At 60.1% G+C, this 15,716-nt stretch carries 14 protein-coding genes and 3 tRNA genes; 4 read left to right on the top strand and 13 right to left on the bottom strand.

What is annotated here, in order from left to right; genetic code table 11:
- Positions 1–3: 3 nt before the first annotated feature.
- The 11 genes from nuoG to LPU83_RS46455 form a co-directional block, all read right to left on the bottom strand.
- Positions 4–2,085: an NADH-quinone oxidoreductase subunit NuoG gene (nuoG, locus tag LPU83_RS46505; RefSeq protein WP_024314718.1), complete on the bottom strand. Its 2,082-nt coding sequence runs from the start codon at positions 2,083–2,085 to the stop codon at positions 4–6.
- 217 nt (positions 2,086–2,302) lie between these two features.
- A complete protein-coding gene (locus LPU83_RS46500) occupies positions 2,303–2,929 on the bottom strand; it encodes a 5' DNA nuclease (protein WP_197901955.1) in 627 nt (208 codons plus the stop codon).
- A 2-nt stretch (positions 2,930–2,931) separates the two neighbouring features.
- On the bottom strand, positions 2,932–4,236 hold the full coding sequence (gene nuoF / locus LPU83_RS46495) for an NADH-quinone oxidoreductase subunit NuoF (protein ID WP_024314720.1): 1,305 nt from the start codon (positions 4,234–4,236) through the stop codon (positions 2,932–2,934).
- Positions 4,237–4,246: 10 nt separating this feature from the next.
- A complete protein-coding gene (locus tag LPU83_RS46490; RefSeq protein WP_024314721.1) occupies positions 4,247–5,383 on the bottom strand; it encodes an NADH-quinone oxidoreductase subunit E in 1,137 nt (378 codons plus the stop codon).
- Positions 5,384–5,399: 16 nt separating this feature from the next.
- Positions 5,400–5,672 (bottom strand): hypothetical protein, encoded by a 273-nt coding sequence (locus tag LPU83_RS46485; protein WP_024314722.1) that lies wholly within the window; start codon positions 5,670–5,672, stop codon positions 5,400–5,402.
- Positions 5,672–6,862, bottom strand: a complete 1,191-nt coding sequence (locus LPU83_RS46480) for an NADH-quinone oxidoreductase subunit D (RefSeq protein WP_024314723.1) — start codon at positions 6,860–6,862, stop codon at positions 5,672–5,674. The genes LPU83_RS46485 and LPU83_RS46480 overlap by 1 nt, the downstream gene beginning before the upstream one ends.
- A 72-nt stretch (positions 6,863–6,934) precedes the next feature.
- The gene (locus LPU83_RS46475) at positions 6,935–7,537 is read right to left on the bottom strand and encodes an NADH-quinone oxidoreductase subunit C (RefSeq protein ID WP_024314724.1); all 603 of its coding nucleotides are present in this window, start codon (positions 7,535–7,537) and stop codon (positions 6,935–6,937) included.
- 15 nt (positions 7,538–7,552) lie between these two features.
- Complete coding sequence (locus tag LPU83_RS46470; RefSeq protein WP_024314725.1) at positions 7,553–8,137, bottom strand: NuoB/complex I 20 kDa subunit family protein; 585 nt, start codon at positions 8,135–8,137, stop codon at positions 7,553–7,555.
- Positions 8,128–8,493, bottom strand: a complete 366-nt coding sequence (locus LPU83_RS46465; protein WP_007789653.1) for an NADH-quinone oxidoreductase subunit A — start codon at positions 8,491–8,493, stop codon at positions 8,128–8,130. Before LPU83_RS46465 ends, LPU83_RS46470 begins: the two co-directional genes overlap by 10 nt.
- Before the next feature lie 333 nt (positions 8,494–8,826).
- Positions 8,827–8,903 (bottom strand) — tRNA-Asp (locus LPU83_RS46460).
- Positions 8,904–8,956: 53 nt separating this feature from the next.
- Positions 8,957–9,033: transfer RNA gene (locus LPU83_RS46455), tRNA-Asp, on the bottom strand.
- Positions 9,034–9,430: 397 nt separating this feature from the next.
- Here LPU83_RS46455 and LPU83_RS46450 point away from each other — a divergent pair.
- The 3 genes from LPU83_RS46450 to LPU83_RS46440 all read left to right on the top strand — a co-directional run bounded on the left by LPU83_RS46450 (position 9,431) and on the right by LPU83_RS46440 (position 11,690).
- Positions 9,431–9,506, top strand: a tRNA-Val gene (locus LPU83_RS46450).
- Between the two features lie 400 nt (positions 9,507–9,906).
- A complete protein-coding gene (locus LPU83_RS46445; protein WP_024314726.1) occupies positions 9,907–10,953 on the top strand; it encodes a GGDEF domain-containing protein in 1,047 nt (348 codons plus the stop codon).
- Between the two features lie 131 nt (positions 10,954–11,084).
- Complete coding sequence (locus LPU83_RS46440; RefSeq protein WP_024314727.1) at positions 11,085–11,690, top strand: class I SAM-dependent methyltransferase; 606 nt, start codon at positions 11,085–11,087, stop codon at positions 11,688–11,690.
- A gap of 2 nt (positions 11,691–11,692) precedes the next feature.
- Here LPU83_RS46440 and LPU83_RS46435 read toward each other — a convergent pair whose 3' ends face one another.
- On the bottom strand, positions 11,693–12,094 hold the full coding sequence (locus tag LPU83_RS46435) for a (R)-mandelonitrile lyase (RefSeq protein ID WP_024314728.1): 402 nt from the start codon (positions 12,092–12,094) through the stop codon (positions 11,693–11,695).
- Between the two features lie 310 nt (positions 12,095–12,404).
- Between LPU83_RS46435 and LPU83_RS46430 the strand changes: the two genes are divergently transcribed.
- Positions 12,405–13,391 (top strand): aldo/keto reductase, encoded by a 987-nt coding sequence (locus LPU83_RS46430; RefSeq protein WP_024314729.1) that lies wholly within the window; start codon positions 12,405–12,407, stop codon positions 13,389–13,391.
- Between the two features lie 64 nt (positions 13,392–13,455).
- Here the strand turns inward: LPU83_RS46430 and LPU83_RS46425 are convergent, their stop codons facing one another.
- Positions 13,456–15,666: an esterase-like activity of phytase family protein gene (locus tag LPU83_RS46425; RefSeq protein ID WP_024314730.1), complete on the bottom strand. Its 2,211-nt coding sequence runs from the start codon at positions 15,664–15,666 to the stop codon at positions 13,456–13,458.
- Positions 15,667–15,716 lie beyond the last annotated feature (50 nt).

The following is a 15,716-nucleotide window of genomic DNA, read 5'->3' as shown; positions in this document are numbered from 1 at the left end:
CCCTTACTCTGCCGCGACTTTGAAGTTGTTGCGGGCCAATGCCGAGCACTCGGCCATCACTGCCGAAGCGCGCGCGATCGGGTTCGTCAAATAGAAGTCTTTGACCGGCGAAGCAAACCCGGATTTGTTCATCTTGCCGGCTTTTTTCGCAACTGCGGCAATTTTGGCGCTGTCGCTTTCAGCGATCTCGTCAAGCGCTGCGAAATGGGGGAAGGCCGCATAGAGCTTTGCACGCAATTCGCCAAGCGAGTCAAACGGAAGCTTCTTGCCGAGCACGTCGGAAAGCGCGCGCAGGATCGCCCAGTCTTCGCGGGCGTCACCCGGTGCGAAGCCGGCTCGATTGCCCATCTGAACGCGACCCTCGGTGTTGACCCAGGTGCCGGACTTCTCGGTGTAGGCTGCCGCCGGCAGGATGACATCGGCATTGTGGGCACCGTGGTCACCGTGCGATCCGATGTAGACCGTCAGCTTTGCCTTCTTGGCGGCGAAATCAAGTTCGTCGGCGCCAAGCAGGAAGAGAACATCCATTGATGCCAGCATCTCTGCAGCGTTGACGCCCTTTGCACCGGGCACGAAGCCGAGGTCGAGACCGCCGACGCGCGATGCCGCCGTGTGCAGAACAGCAAAGCCGTTCCAGCCTTCCACGACTGCACCGACCGTGCCGGCAAGCTTTGCAGCAGTTGCGAGAACACCAGCACCATCGCTGCGCGACAGAGCGCCCTGGCCGATGATGATCAGCGGCTTCTTGGCATCCGTCAGAACCTTGGCGAAGGCGTGGTTGTCGTCAGCGAGATCCTTCAGCGTGTCCGGGCCAGCGCCGAGATATTCATGGCCGTAGCGCAGTTCGCCAGCTTCGCCGATCACCCCGATCGGGAAGTTGCCGCGGCGCCAGCGCTTGCGGATGCGGGCGTTGAGCACGGCGGCTTCGAAGCGCGGGTTGGCGCCGATGATCAGCAGTGCGTCCGCCTGCTCGATGCCTTCGATCGTCGGGTTGAAGAGGTAGCTTGCGCGGCCGAGCGACGGATCAAGTGCCGTCCCATCCTGGCGACAGTCGAGGTTCTCGGAACCGAGCGACTTCACGAGTTCCGACAGTGCGTACATTTCTTCGACGGATGCGAGGTCGCCGGCTATTGCGCCGACCTTCTCGCCGCTGGTCGCGGCAACGGCAGCCTTGATCGCGCCGAAAGCTTCGCCCCAGGTCGCAGCCTGCAGGCGGCCGTCCTTGCGGACGTATGGGCGGTCGAGGCGCTGCGTCTTAAGGCCGTCCCAGATGAAGCGGCTCTTGTCGGAAATCCACTCTTCATTGATCTGGTCGTTGACCCGCGGCATCACGCGCATGACTTCGCGGCCGCGCGTGTCAACACGGATTGCGGAACCGAGTGCGTCCATGACGTCGATCGTTTCGGTCTTGTTCAATTCCCAAGGACGGGCCGTGAAGGCGAACGGCTTCGAGGTCAGAGCGCCAACCGGGCAAAGGTCGACGACATTGCCCTGCAGCTCGGAGGTCATCGCCTGCTCGAGGTAGGTCGTGATTTCGGCGTCCTCGCCGCGGCCGATCAGGCCGAGTTCGGAAATGCCGGCTACCTCGGTCGTGAAGCGGACGCAACGCGTGCAGTGAATGCAGCGGTTCATGACCGTCTTGACGAGCGGTCCGATGTACTTGTCTTCGACGGCGCGCTTGTCTTCCTGATAGCGCGAGCTATCGATGCCAAAGGCCATCGCCTGGTCCTGCAGGTCGCATTCGCCGCCCTGGTCGCAGATCGGGCAATCCAGCGGATGGTTGATCAGCAGGAACTCCATCACGCCTTCACGGGCCTTCTTGACCATCGGCGTGTTGGTGAAGACCTCCGGCAGTTCGCCGTTCGGGCCGCCGCGGATATCGCGCACGCCCATGGCGCAGGATGCCTGCGGCTTCGGCGGGCCGCCTTTTACCTCAACGAGGCACATGCGGCAGTTGCCGGCAACCGAAAGGCGCTCATGGAAGCAGAAGCGCGGAACTTCAGCACCGGCTTCCTCACACGCCTGAATGAGGGTGTAATGATCGGGTACTTCGATCTCGTTACCGTCAATCTTCAGTTTTGCCATCGTCACTCAGTCCTGTTTTCCGTTTGCCGGATGGCGGCAAACAAACCCACTTTGCAACAGTTTCGCTGCCAGGCCGGATTCTTGTCCCGTTGGCATCGGTGTCGCTCAAATTCTCTGCCGATCCCGAGACCCGGGATCAGCCTTCGGCCTTCGCAGTTTCGGGCGCCTGCCCGTCCTCTTCAGCCTTGACCCTGCTCCGGCCGTTTCGGCCGAAAATTCACTTCCGCTTTCGCCCCTTGGCGATCAGCGCCTTGGCCTGCGCAACCCAGCCATCGCGGGCGATCCGCCCGTCGAAGCCGAGTTCGGCGTCGATGTGCGCCGCGTCCTCGTCCGACCAGCCGGCGATTATGGCGAAGGAGCGAATGCCCCTGGCGTTCAGCACCTGCTCGATCTTCGGACCGACGCCGGAAATCTGCTTCAGATCGTCCGCCTTTCGAGCGCCTGAAGCGGGTTTGGCAACCACTTCAGGCGTGGCATTCGGTTGCCTAACCGGAACAACCGAAAGCCTGACTTTGTCTGCAACCTTCCTGGCAGGCGCCCTCTCCGGCCGGACCTCGACTTGCGGCTTGCCCTCATCGGGCGGCGTTTCGTCGAGAACGGAGGCGAGCTTGCTCGTTGCATCGAGCGCGCCCTGCAGCGCTCCGAAGAATGCGCCGGCCATCTGCGTCGAAAAGCCGAAACCGATCGCGGTAGCCGCCGCCATTGCCGCAGCCGGATTGACCATCACGGACGGCACCGGCAGCGCACGGGCGTTTTCCAGCATCTCGGCAGCAAGGCGGCCGAAGTCGGCCGAGAAATCAGCCACCCCTTCCTTGTCAGTGCTATCGGACGCCTTCGTCATCAGCCTTACTCTGCAGCCTCGAGAACCGCCCCGTGATCCAGTGCGCTTGCCGTATACTGGTCGATACGCGCTTCGATCTCGTGACGGAAGTTACGGATCAGACCCTGCACCGGCCATGCGGCAGCATCACCGAGCGCACAGATAGTGTGACCTTCGATTTGCTTGGTGACCTGGAACAGCATGTCGATTTCGCGCTTGTGGGCATTGCCTTTGGCCATGCGCTCCATCACGCGCCACATCCAGCCGGTACCTTCGCGGCACGGCGTACACTGGCCGCAGCTCTCATGCTTGAAGAACGCCGAGATGCGGGCGATGGCCTTGATGACATCGGTGGACTTGTCCATGACGATCGCAGCGGCCGTACCGAAGGAAGAACCGACCGCGCGCAGGCCATCGAAGTCCATCGGGCAGTCGATGATGTCCTTTGCCGGAACGATCGGGCACGATGCGCCGCCCGGAATCACTGCAAGCAGGTTGTCCCAACCGCCGCGGATGCCGCCTGCGTGGCGATCGACGAGCTCGCGGAAAGTGATGCCCATTTCCTCTTCGACGGTGCACGGCTTGTTGACGTGGCCCGACAGCATGAACAGCTTGGTGCCGACGTTGTTCGGACGACCGATCGACGAGAACCAGCCAGCGCCGCGGCGCAGAATGGTCGGAGCAACCGCGATCGATTCGACGTTGTTGACCGTCGTCGGGCAGCCGTAGAGACCCATGTTGGCCGGGAACGGCGGCTTCAGGCGCGGCTGGCCCTTCTTGCCTTCCAGGCTTTCGAGCAGAGCGGTTTCTTCGCCGCAGATATAGGCGCCGGCGCCGTGATGGACGAAGATGTCCATGTCCCAGCCCAGCTTGTTGTTCTTGCCGAGCAGGCCGTAATCATAGCATTCGTCGATCGCCGCCTGCAGGGCTTCACGCTCACGGATATATTCGCCGCGGACGTAGATATAGGCCGCGTTTGCACCCATGGCGAAGCTGGCGATCACGCAGCCCTCGATCAGCGTATGCGGATCATGGCGCATGATGTCCCGGTCCTTGCAGGTGCCGGGCTCCGATTCGTCGGCATTGACGACGAGATAATGTGGGCGTCCGTCGCTTTCCTTCGGCATAAAGGACCACTTGAGACCGGTCGGGAAACCCGCGCCGCCTCGGCCGCGAAGGCCCGATGCCTTCATCTCGTTGATGATCCAGTCGCGACCCTTTTCGAGGATCTGCTTGGTGCCGTCCCAGTGGCCGCGGCTCATCGCGCCCTTCAGAGACTTGTCCTTGAGGCCGTAGATATTGGTAAAGATGCGGTCTTTATCTTGTAACATGCTTCACCCCTTACCGCGGCTTCTTACCGAAGACTTTAATGTATTCGGCTTCGCCGCCCTTGGCGAGCGCCTTGGCCTGCTTGACCCAGTCGTCGCGCTCGATGCGGCCCTTGAAATTCAGGTAGCCATCAACCCATTCGCGTTCGGCCCTCTTCCAGCTCGCGACCTGCGCGAAAGTGAAGATGCCGAGTTCGTGGAGCGTGCCTTCGATCTTCGGACCGACGCCGGAGATCAGCTTCAGATCATCCGGAGCAGCCGGTTTTTCGATGCCGGCCGGACGGTTTTTGTCGGTAAGCGAGGGCTTTGCCGTGGCAACCGGAGCCGCTGCCGGTGCAGCAGCCGCCTGTTCTTCGACAGCCTTCACGTTCCTGGCGGCCGCCTTCGGCGCCGTTGCCGGCGTCTTCAATGCAGCGTTGGTTTCAGCATCGGTGCTCTTCGGGCGCGCAGCTTCAGACGGCGGAACCGGAGCAGCATCGACCTTTGCCGTCGCAGCTTCGGCAACGGCCTTCTTTGCAGGCGCCTTCTTTGCCTTCGGTTCGTCTTCCGTCAGCGTCGTCGGGCCGCCCTCCGGCGACGAGAAGTGACGGTCGATCTGCGGGCCGGGCGTGATGCTCGCGCCATTGCCGGCCTCGAAGGTATCAATGATTTCTTCAAGACGTTCCGGCGTCAGGTCCTCGTACGTATCCTTGCCGATCATGACCATAGGCGCGTTGACGCAGGCCCCAAGACACTCGACTTCTTCCCAGGAGAGCGTGCCGTCAGCGTTACGCTCAAAGGGGTGATGGTGGATCTTGCTCTTGCAGACCGCCATCAGGCTTTCCGAGCCGCGCAGCATGCAGGGCGTTGTGCCGCACACCTGGACGTGGGCGCGCGTACCGACCGGGTTCAGCTGGAACTGCGTGTAGAAGGTCGCAACTTCGAGAACGCGGATATAGGCCATGTCGAGCATGTCGGCGATCTTTTCGATCGCGGGGCGCGTGACCCAACCATCCTGCTCCTGCGCCCGCATCAACAGCGGGATGACCGCGGATTGCTGACGGCCAGCGGGATATTTCTTGATCGTCTTTTCCGCCCGGAGCGCGTTCTCGTCATTGAAGGCGAACGCGGCAGGCTGGAATTGATCTTCGGCTAATCGACGAACGGACATTCTTCCTCACGCCTTGTCAGTTTATGGTCCCACACTGCGATGCCGTCAGAGACTTCATCTCGCATGCGTAGGCCGACTGGTCTTTTTGCAAAAACACAACGAACTTGCCGCCGTTCGGAACGGCGGCCTTGATTTCATAGCCCTTGGACAACAGGTCGCCCATCGAGGCCTTTGCTGCCGGCGGCTGCACCTCGCCCTGGCCCAGCTTCGGGCCCATTCCGCCGACGTCCTGGGCGACGGCCCCGGAGGCAGCAAGGAGAACTACAGCAGCAAGCGGCGGCAGCTTCATCAGCGGTCTACCTCACCGAACACGATGTCGAGCGAACCGAGCACGGCCGTCACGTCAGCGAGCATGTGGCCCTTGCAGAGGAAGTCCATCGCCTGCAGGTGGGCGTAGCCCGGTGCACGGATCTTGCAGCGGTACGGCCTGTTGCTGCCATCGGCGACGACGTAGACGCCGAATTCGCCCTTCGGCGCTTCGACGGCCGCATACACTTCGCCGGCCGGCACGTGATAGCCTTCCGTGTAGAGCTTGAAGTGGTGAATGAGCGCTTCCATCGAACGCTTCATCTCGCCGCGCTTCGGCGGAACGACCTTGCCGTCGATCGACGAGACCGGACCGGTCTTGGCACTGCCCATCAGGCGCTCGACGCACTGCTTCATGATGCGAACCGACTGGCGCATCTCGATCATGCGGATCAGGTAGCGATCGTAGCAGTCGCCGTTCTTGCCGATCGGAATGTCGAATTCCATATCGTTGTAACACTCGTAGGGCTGCGAGCGGCGCAGATCCCAGGCAGCGCCCGAACCGCGCACCATGACGCCCGAGAAGCCCCACGACCATGCGTCTTCCAGCGATACGACGCCGATATCGACGTTACGCTGCTTGAAGATACGGTTGTCGGTCAGCAGGCCTTCGATATCGTCGAGGATCTTTAAGAAGGGATCGCACCACTTCCCGATATCCTCGACCAGCTCCGGCGGGAGGTCCTGGTGAACGCCACCCGGACGGAAATAGGCTGAGTGCATACGGGCGCCGCAGGCGCGCTCATAAAACACCATCAGCTTTTCGCGCTCTTCGAAACCCCAGACCGGCGGCGTCATCGCACCGACGTCCATGGCCTGCGTCGTCACGTTCATGATGTGCGACAAGATTCGGCCAATTTCGGAGTAGAGAACGCGAATGAGCTGACCGCGAATCGGAATTTCGAGCTTCAGCATCTTTTCGACGGCGAGCGCGAAAGCGTGTTCCTGGTTCATCGGCGCGACGTAGTCGAGACGATCGAAATAGGGAACGGCCTGCAGGTAGGTCTTCGTCTCGATCAGCTTTTCAGTGCCCCGATGCAGAAGGCCGATATGCGGATCGACGCGCTCGATGATTTCACCATCGAGCTCAAGCACGAGACGCAGAACACCGTGCGCGGACGGATGCTCCGGTCCGAAATTGATCGTAAAATTGCGAACGTTATGTTCAGTCATAGCGACGCGCTCCGCGCTGGCAATTGGCATGAGACGAAAAGCAGAGAGGCTTCAAGAATCCGAGCCTCATCTTCACTTCGCCGCCTTCTCGTCTCCCGGCAGCACGTAGTCCGTGCCCTCCCAAGGGGACATGAAGTCGAAATTGCGGAATTCCTGCTTCAGTTCGACGGGTTCGTAGACAACGCGCTTGGCAGCATCGTCATAACGCACTTCGACGTAACCCGTCGTCGGGAAGTCCTTGCGCAGCGGGTGGCCCTCGAAACCGTAATCGGTGAGAAGACGGCGCAGGTCCGCATGACCGGAGAACGGAATGCCGTACATGTCCCAGGCTTCCCGCTCGAACCATTCGGCACCCTTATAAACGGCGGTTGCCGACGGCACCGGTTCGCCGTCAGCCACGGCAACCTTGACACGGATGCGCAGGTTTTGCTTCGGCGACAGCAGGTGATAGACGACATCGAAACGCTTTTCGCGCTGCGGCCAGTCTACACCGCAGATATCGATCATGCTGATGAAGCCGCAGCGTGCGTCGTCGCGCAGGAACGTCAGCAGCGCCAGAATCGTTTCCGGCGTCGCAGCGACGTTCAGCTCATCGTAGCTGATGGATGCATCGAGAAAGAGATCGCCGCGCATCTCGCGGAGATACGAAGACAATTCGCTCAAGGCTTCAGTCATGACAGTCCTCCGCCCTTAGCGCTCGATCGTTCCGGTTCGACGGATCTTCTTCTGCAGAAGCAGCACCCCGTAGAGCAGCGCTTCTGCCGTGGGGGGACAGCCCGGCACGTAGATATCGACAGGAACGACACGGTCGCAACCACGGACGACCGAATAGGAATAGTGATAGTAACCGCCGCCATTGGCGCAGGATCCCATCGAGATGACGTAGCGCGGCTCAGGCATCTGGTCGTAGACCTTGCGCAGCGCAGGCGCCATCTTGTTGGTCAGCGTGCCGGCAACGATCATAACGTCCGACTGGCGCGGCGAAGCGCGCGGAGCAACACCGAAGCGCTCCATGTCGTAACGCGGACCGGAAACCTGCATCAGGCCTTCGACGGCACAGCATGCCAGACCGAATTGCATCCACATCAACGAGCCCGTACGGGCCCAGGTGATCAGATCGCGGGTCGAGGTAACGAGAAAGCCCTTATCGGCCAGTTCATCGTTGATTTCGCCGAAGACGGCGCTGTCGCTGCCGATCGGCTTTCCCGTTGCCGGGTCGATGATGCCCTTCGGGTGTGGCGCGACGAGCGCCTTATCGCTTTGGGCTACTCCCATTCCAGGGCTCCCTTTTTCCATTCATAGATAAAGCCGATGGTCAGCACAGCGAGGAAGACCATCATGGACCAGAAGCCGAACCAGCCGATCGCGCCGAACGAAACGGCCCACGGAAAGAGGAAAGCGACTTCGAGGTCGAAGATGATGAAGAGGATTGATACCAAGTAGAAACGGATATCGAACTTCATGCGAGCGTCATCGAATGCGTTGAAGCCGCACTCGAAGGCCGAAAGCTTTTCGGAATCAGGCGCCTTGAAGGCAACGGCAAACGGCGCGATCAGAAGCGCCAGGCCGATTACAAGGGCGATACCAATGAAAATAGCGATCGGAATATAGGAACTGAGCAGTCCAGTCATCAGGTTCATCCCTGCTTGCGGGCTGCGCCAGGAAGGCGCAAGTGGGCAATTGCCCGGCAAGCGAACGTGCGTTGCAACACAGCCGTGGTTAGCGCAGCCAGCGCCACGGCGCAAGACTTTTAGAGCACCAATTCGACTGCCGAGGCGCGACATTATCAAGCAGATGCAATGATGTCGCGACAAATCCACACAAGTCGATTCAGACTGCATGCCAGCCCGTCGGATATTGCATGGCTCGCAACGAAAGACGAACTCCAAGCCAACGGAAAGATCGGAACCGGTGACCAAGCAGGCATGCAACAAGAAGAGAAAAACACCCTATCCGGGACGGAATGGCGCGAGTGACGGGGCTCGAACCCGCGACCTCCGGCGTGACAGGCCGGCACTCTAACCGACTGAGCTACACCCGCGCATGTTGGACCAAAGGACCGGATCAAGCACCAGGTGGTACCTTTTCTTGAAATGGCGCGAGTGACGGGGCTCGAACCCGCGACCTCCGGCGTGACAGGCCGGCACTCTAACCGACTGAGCTACACCCGCATTCATTTCAAGCATCCGGAAGCTTTCGCGTCCATGTCAAAGCAGCCTCGCCGCTTCGATGAGCGGCTAACTAAGGGGTTCGCATTTCAGTGTCAAGCAGCTTTAGAGACAAAACGATGACAGTCCGCGAATTGTTTTCGGGGCCTCAAATTCCATGGGCAAAATCGAAGTATTGTTAAGTGAGTGCCTGCCGAGCTGCGGGCAGGCAACCAACTCCCCAGCCCTCGCCTGCCCAGCCTGCGGTTTTCCACAGTTCAGAAATCGCCGAGACCAAAGCAAGGCGAGCAGCTCCACTCAAAAAAATCAAAAAATCTTCGCAAACACTCTTGCGGTTTGTCCGCGATCCGCATAGATCACGGCCACCGACGCGGCGGACCGAACCGGACCGTTCTCGCGAGGGCGATTAGCTCAGTTGGTAGAGCGCCTCGTTTACACCGAGGATGTCGGGAGTTCGAGTCTCTCATCGCCCACCATTCTTTCCGTTCATATCCGCGATGGCATTTGCTACTGGCAAAACGTCTTTCGCTGCCCGCGCCAGCAGACGCCTGCCGGCCAAGCGAAGACCACCGGATCTCAAGCGGCTGGGAGCCAAACGCGCGCCAGCAGGTTCACATCATTCTATGCCAAATTCGGCATTTACTCCGTTTTAATTGAGCGCGCGCAATATTGTTCTTATAAGTTGTCTGCCGCGCGAGCATGACGCTCTGCGGTTTCTCTCATACATATCTCTTATGCTTTTCGGCACGGCCAAAGGTCGCTGCAGGAAGTCCCCAGCATACCTTGCCTAAATAGTGACTGCCATGCTGGCCGGTGATCCGGCCCCTTCCCGCAGTTCATCGATGGTAAACACAGTGTCACGGTGGAGAGCATCTGGTGCAGCCCAATACGCACACGAATCTGGCCTTTCGCGTTGCAACGGTCTTGCAACAATTGGGTATCGAGGGGCTGCCGCGCAACTATGAGCTCGTGTTCGAGGCCATGACCGGCAATAGTCCGGATCTCGCCCGTGAACTCAGGTCGCTCGGCCCGGTCAAGACGCAGGATGCTCTGGATGCGATTTGCCGACGTTACCTGCCCCATCACTTCGAAGGCAGCCTACTCGAGGCGCGTTCCGGCCAGGTGCAGCAGGAGCTGCAGAGCATCCTCTCCCTGCTCAACGAGGAGAAGTCCGCTCTTACGCGTTACGGAAGTGTCATCAGCCAAGCTGCCCGAATTTTCGAAGCCAATGATGTGACAGACAAGGTCGCTCTCACGCAATCGTTGCAATCGGTGAGCTCGGCCACACACGCTCGCGAGGCACAAAGCTCAATGCTCGCCTCGAAGGTGGTGGAGAAATCGCAGAAACTTGAGGAGGTGCAGCGAGAGACCGCCGCGGCGAACGCTGCCAGATTTGTCGATACGGTGACCGGGCTGGGGAACCGCCGGGGGTTCAACAAGGAACTAGCCAAGATCTACGAGAAATCAGGGCTGCCTGATCTTTGTGGAATCGCCTTTGCGGACATCGACGGCTATGAGACGATTGCCGCCGTTCCGAACCTCCTCGAACCCGTCCTCAAGAAAATCGGCGAGCTGATCCAGGGGATCTCCAGCAAAGAAGACCTGGCCTGCCGCTTCGATCGCGGTCGCTTCGGTTTCGTTTTCCGAACCGCAGACGAGACGGAAATCATGCGGCTCATCGACAGGCTCCGCGATCGAATAAAGGGGCTTGCGGTGGTGCATCCAGTATCCGGAAAACGGGCCGCTGCGCTTTCATTCTCGGTCGGGATATGTATGTCGAAGGAGGCCCTGACTGCTGATGGCGTGATCGCATTCGCCGAGCAAGCGCTCGCTATGGCAAAGGCATCGGGCGGAGACAATGTCTCCATACATGGCGTGACGAATGTCTCGCACGTGCCGAAGGACTGGCTCATTTATCGATAGAATCAGACGTCGGCGATCTGCGTTGCGCCTTCCTCAGGAAGAAGCCTAGCCAACTTTACGTCGCACTGGCTATAAGGTGGTTCTCACGGGCCGCACGGTCCAATTGTACAAGCATCATCCGAGACATCATCATGAAAACACGCGCGGAACGGCAGGCACAACGGGCGAGCATGCCGAGGACCCAGCTTGCCGCTCATCACATGGAGAACGCAAGGCTGCTGCCGGATCGGGGCGAGTTGCTCTATCGTATCCCGAACGGCGGCATCGGTGTCGAAGTCGGAGCCGCCTTTGGGGAGTACACGGCAGAGATCCTCGAAAAGAACCGGCCAGCGCAGCTTTACCTGATCGATCCCTGGAGCATGGACCGCTATAGTTCGGGGCTCGATCAAATCCACACTCAATTCAAAGACCAGATCGAGAGCGGACAACTGCACCTGATGCAGGGCACATCGCTCGAAAAGCTCGCCGAGTTCGACGATGACTTCCTCGACTGGGCCTACATCGATACGGACCATTCCTTCGAGCTCACCTGGCAGGAACTCCTCCTTTGCGAGAAGAAAGTGAAACGAACGGGAAGAATCGCCGGGCACGATTTCTGCACCGGCAACACTGTGAAGCCGATCGTCTACGGCGTCGTCGAAGCGGTCACCAAATTCTGCAAGGATTATGGCTGGCAGTTCGAGTTCCTAACGGTCGAATCGCACGCGCATTTTTCCTACTGTCTCAAGCGTCTCTGACCTCAGGCCGTTCCGGTGTATTGCTCGTCGGTAACGCGTTCCATCCAGTCGGCGGCGCTGCCGTCAAGCGCTTCATGGATCGCGATGTGCGTCATCGCGGTATCGGGTGCGGCGCCATGCCAGTGTTTTTCGCCCGGCGCGAACCAGACCGTATCGCCGGCGCGAATTTCACGAAGGGGGCCGCCCTCGCTCTGCGCCAGGCCTTTTCCGGCGGTGACAAAGAGGGTCTGTCCCAGCGGATGGGTGTGCCATGCGGTTCGGGAACCTGGCTCGAAGGTGACGCTCACCACCCGCATCCGGGCCGGGCTCGGCGCATCCATCAATGGATCCTGGCGGACGGATCCCGTGAAATACTCTGCCGGCGCCTTCATCGAGGGTTGTGATCCGCAGGGTTTGATCTCCATCAGATTTTCCTTTCGAACTTGACCTGCCCGTCTGAGCCGACCGTAAGCCAAGCGTCCGCATCATCCAAGCGATGTATGGCTCGATCGTACAGCCTGTCCTGTTGACCAGCAGGCCTTCAGTCACCGGCCAGTGATACGACGTGTCCGACGACAGCGATATCTGGCAAATCGGTCGCCGACCGCGCCGTTTGCGTCGCTCTTCGCCAGAATTGGCAACGCTTGGCAGATGCCGCCCTATCTCGGCTGCAGACGCTTGCTCCCTGCCTGGGCGACTGCTAGTGCCTGGCATTTCATCACGCGGAGGATTTCCATGAAACAGCATTCTTTCGGTCACCTGCCCCACACCGTCACGAATATCGGCTTCGGCGCATGGCAGATCGGCGGCGCCTGGGGCGATGTCAGCGAAGCCGACGGTCGCGATGCGCTGAATGCGGCGCTCGACGCCGGCATGACCTTCATCGATACCGCCGACGTTTACGGCGATGGCCGGTCGGAAAAGATCATTGCCGACGTTCTCGATAGCCGCGGCGGCGAACGGCCGATGGTTGCGACCAAGGCAGGTCGGCGGCTCAATCCGCATGTTGCCGACGGCTACACCAAGGCCAATCTCGAAGGCTTCATCGATCGCAGCCTGAAGAATCTGCGCGTCGACAGCCTCGACCTCGTGCAATTGCATTGCCCGCCGACCGAGGTGCTTTATCGCCCGGAGGTCTTCGAAGGCCTGAATGAGTTGCAGAAGGCCGGCAAGATCAGAGGCTACGGCGTCAGCGTCGCAAAAGTCGAGGAAGCGCTGAAGGCGATCGAGTATCCTGGCGTCGTCAGCATCCAGATCATCTACAACCTCTTCCGCCAGCGGCCCGATCACCTGTTCTTCCAGGAGGCGCGACGAAGGAACATCGCGGTCATCGCCCGCGTGCCGCTCGCAAGCGGGCTGTTGTCCGGGAAGATCTCTCGCGAGACGAAGTTTGCGAGCGACGATCACCGCAATTTCAATCGCCACGGCGAGGCCTTCGACGTCGGCGAGACATTTGCCGGCGTTCCCTTCGAGGTCGGCCTGCAGGCTGTGGAGGAAGTGCGCAAGCTCGTGCCGGCCGGCGCAACAATGGCGGCCTTCGCGCTGCGCTGGATCCTGATGAGCGATTCGGTAACCGTCGTCATCCCCGGCGCACGCAACGCCGAACATGCACGCGCCAACGCAGCAGCTGCTGGCCTCGCGCCGCTATCGCATGAAGTGATGGACGCAACACGCGAGATCTACGAGCGGCTGGTCGCTCCCTATGTCCACCAGCGCTGGTAAGACGACCACAAGAAAAAATGGCCGGGCTAAGACCCGGCCATTCTGTTTCCTTGATAGATCAATCTCAGTTCGTGCCGACGAGATTGACCGGGAAGAACAGGGTTTCACCCGAGGAATCGTCGACGCCGTCATTGTCCGTGACCGCGTAGGCCTTGCCGGAGGCATCGAAAGCGAAGCCTTCTAGCTTGTCGAGAACATAGCCGTTGGTGGCGGCCTTTAACTCCGGAAGGAAGTCGTGAGCCTCAGTCTTCTTGACCACCGGCAACTCGCCGCCCAACTTGGCGGGCTTCAGATCTGATATCGCCACCTTGTAGAGTTTCTTCAGCTTTGCCGCGTCACCGACGAGATTGTCGCGTTCGATGATGTAGACGCTGTCGCCGTGAGCGGAGATTTCGGAAAGACCGACCCACCCCCCTTCGGACTTGTCGAGCGGGTAGCGGACGGCACCCCACTCCTTGCTCTTCGCATTGTAGGAAACGAGTTTGACAAAGCCCTTCTCGTCATCCTTCCACTCACGCTGAACGGCCATCCAGAGCGTCGCGTCGTCGCCGGAGCCGACGATCGTCACGCCTTCAAAGCCGTAGCGGATTTCGTTAGCCGCCAGCTCCTTCGGAAGTGCTATCTCTTCCTTGATCTCGCCCTTTGGGTTGACGTGATAGAGAGCGTGCGGCACCAGCTTCTCACTGTTGCCTTCCGACGCCAGCCAGATCCAACCCTTTTCATCGACAGCCACACCCTCGATGTCGAGCTTCTGTGCCGGCTGGCCGTCGCGCTTCACGGTCAGCGCCTCGGTGATCACGGCTGGCTCCTTGGTTACGTCGATCGTGTAGATCGTCGGCTGCATGCCGAGCACGCTGTCGCTGACCGCAATCAGCTGGCCTGGCTTTTCCGGAACGGCAGCAAGGCCGGAGAGCGCCGAAAAGCCAACCGGGTTGCCGTCCTTTTCGGCGGCAACGATCTTCGGATAGGCGATCTCACCCTCGGCAAGTTCATAGATCATCACATGCGACCGCGGGCCACTATCCTTGCCGAGATCGACTTCGTTGGCGGTGGCGAGAAGATTGCGCGACGGAACGGCGACAGCGCCCTCAGGTGAAACGCCGGACGGAAGGATCTGGACGAGTTGAGGCACGGCACCGGTATCCTTGTAGACGCCGACGACGGAGGCGCGCTCCGCGAGCAGGAGTATATATTTCTGACCTCCGATCGTTGCCACTTCCAGGCCTTCCGGCTCGACACCCTTGGCGGATGAACGCTTGTCCGGATAATGACCGATATTGGCAACGGCGCGTTCGAAGGAGGCACCGGACTCATAGAGTACCTTGCCGGTTGTGTCGAAAATCGTGAAACCGCGCGAACCGCCTTGATAGTCGCCTTCGTTGGCGACGACCAGACGATCATTGTCGAGCCACTTCACAGCGTCAGGCTCGCGTGCGACGTTCTTGAGCTCACCGGCAAACTTCAGCGCGCCATCGCGCTTGGTGTCGATGCCTGCAAGATCGACGCTGCCCGCGGAGAAGTGCGTCTTCACAGACGCAGTTACCGCGTCAATGATGACGATTTCGTTGTTTTCCTGAAGGGTCAGGGCGATCTCGTTCTGATCGTTGAGGGAGACGAATTCCGGTTCCGGATCGTCGGCCGCGATCCCGGCAAGTCCGCTCAGCGCGACGTGCTTGATCGAGCCGCAATCAACCGTGCCATCCTTGACCTGGAATACGACCAGGTCGCCGGCTGGCAGCTGCGGAATCTTGCCGTCGTTCACCTCTCCGTCACGCTCGTTCTCGATTGCGATCGTGCCGAGGGTCTTGTCCTTGTTGAGCGCGATGGAATCCGGCTGACCGCCAAGATCACAGGTGCTCTCGATCTTCTTGGTGGCAACGTCAACGATCGCCAGGCGCCCCGAGGGCTTTGCCTTGCTCTTCGACGTATTGACCGCAACCAGCACCTTGCCCGCAGCGGATGTCACGGATGTCGGCTCGCCGTCCATCATAAGCGCCCCACCGGCCTTTGGTGCCTTGGCGTCTGAGATATCGACAAAGCCGATCGCACCGAGCGGGCTATCGCTGTAGATCAGCGTCATGCCGTCGTCAGTGGCCGTAATGATTTCCGCCGACGTGGCCGAAAGCTTGTCTTTTCCCTCCGGCAGGTTGGATGCCACCGGGAAGGTTGCGATGCGGTTGAAAACGGGCTCTGCGGCGGCCGGAAAGGCCGCCGTCGTCAGAAGCACGGCAACAACCGCTGTCTTGCGCGAAAATATTGTCATGAAATCCCCCATGAATTCAAACACAGGGTTTTTGCGGGTCGGGCATGACAGCGCAATGACAC

Origin of the sequence: Rhizobium favelukesii (assembly GCF_000577275.2) — a bacterium.
GTDB lineage: Bacteria > Pseudomonadota > Alphaproteobacteria > Rhizobiales > Rhizobiaceae > Rhizobium > Rhizobium favelukesii.
Note: the sequence above shows the minus strand (reverse complement) of the source record. Positions and strands in the feature narration are given on the sequence as shown.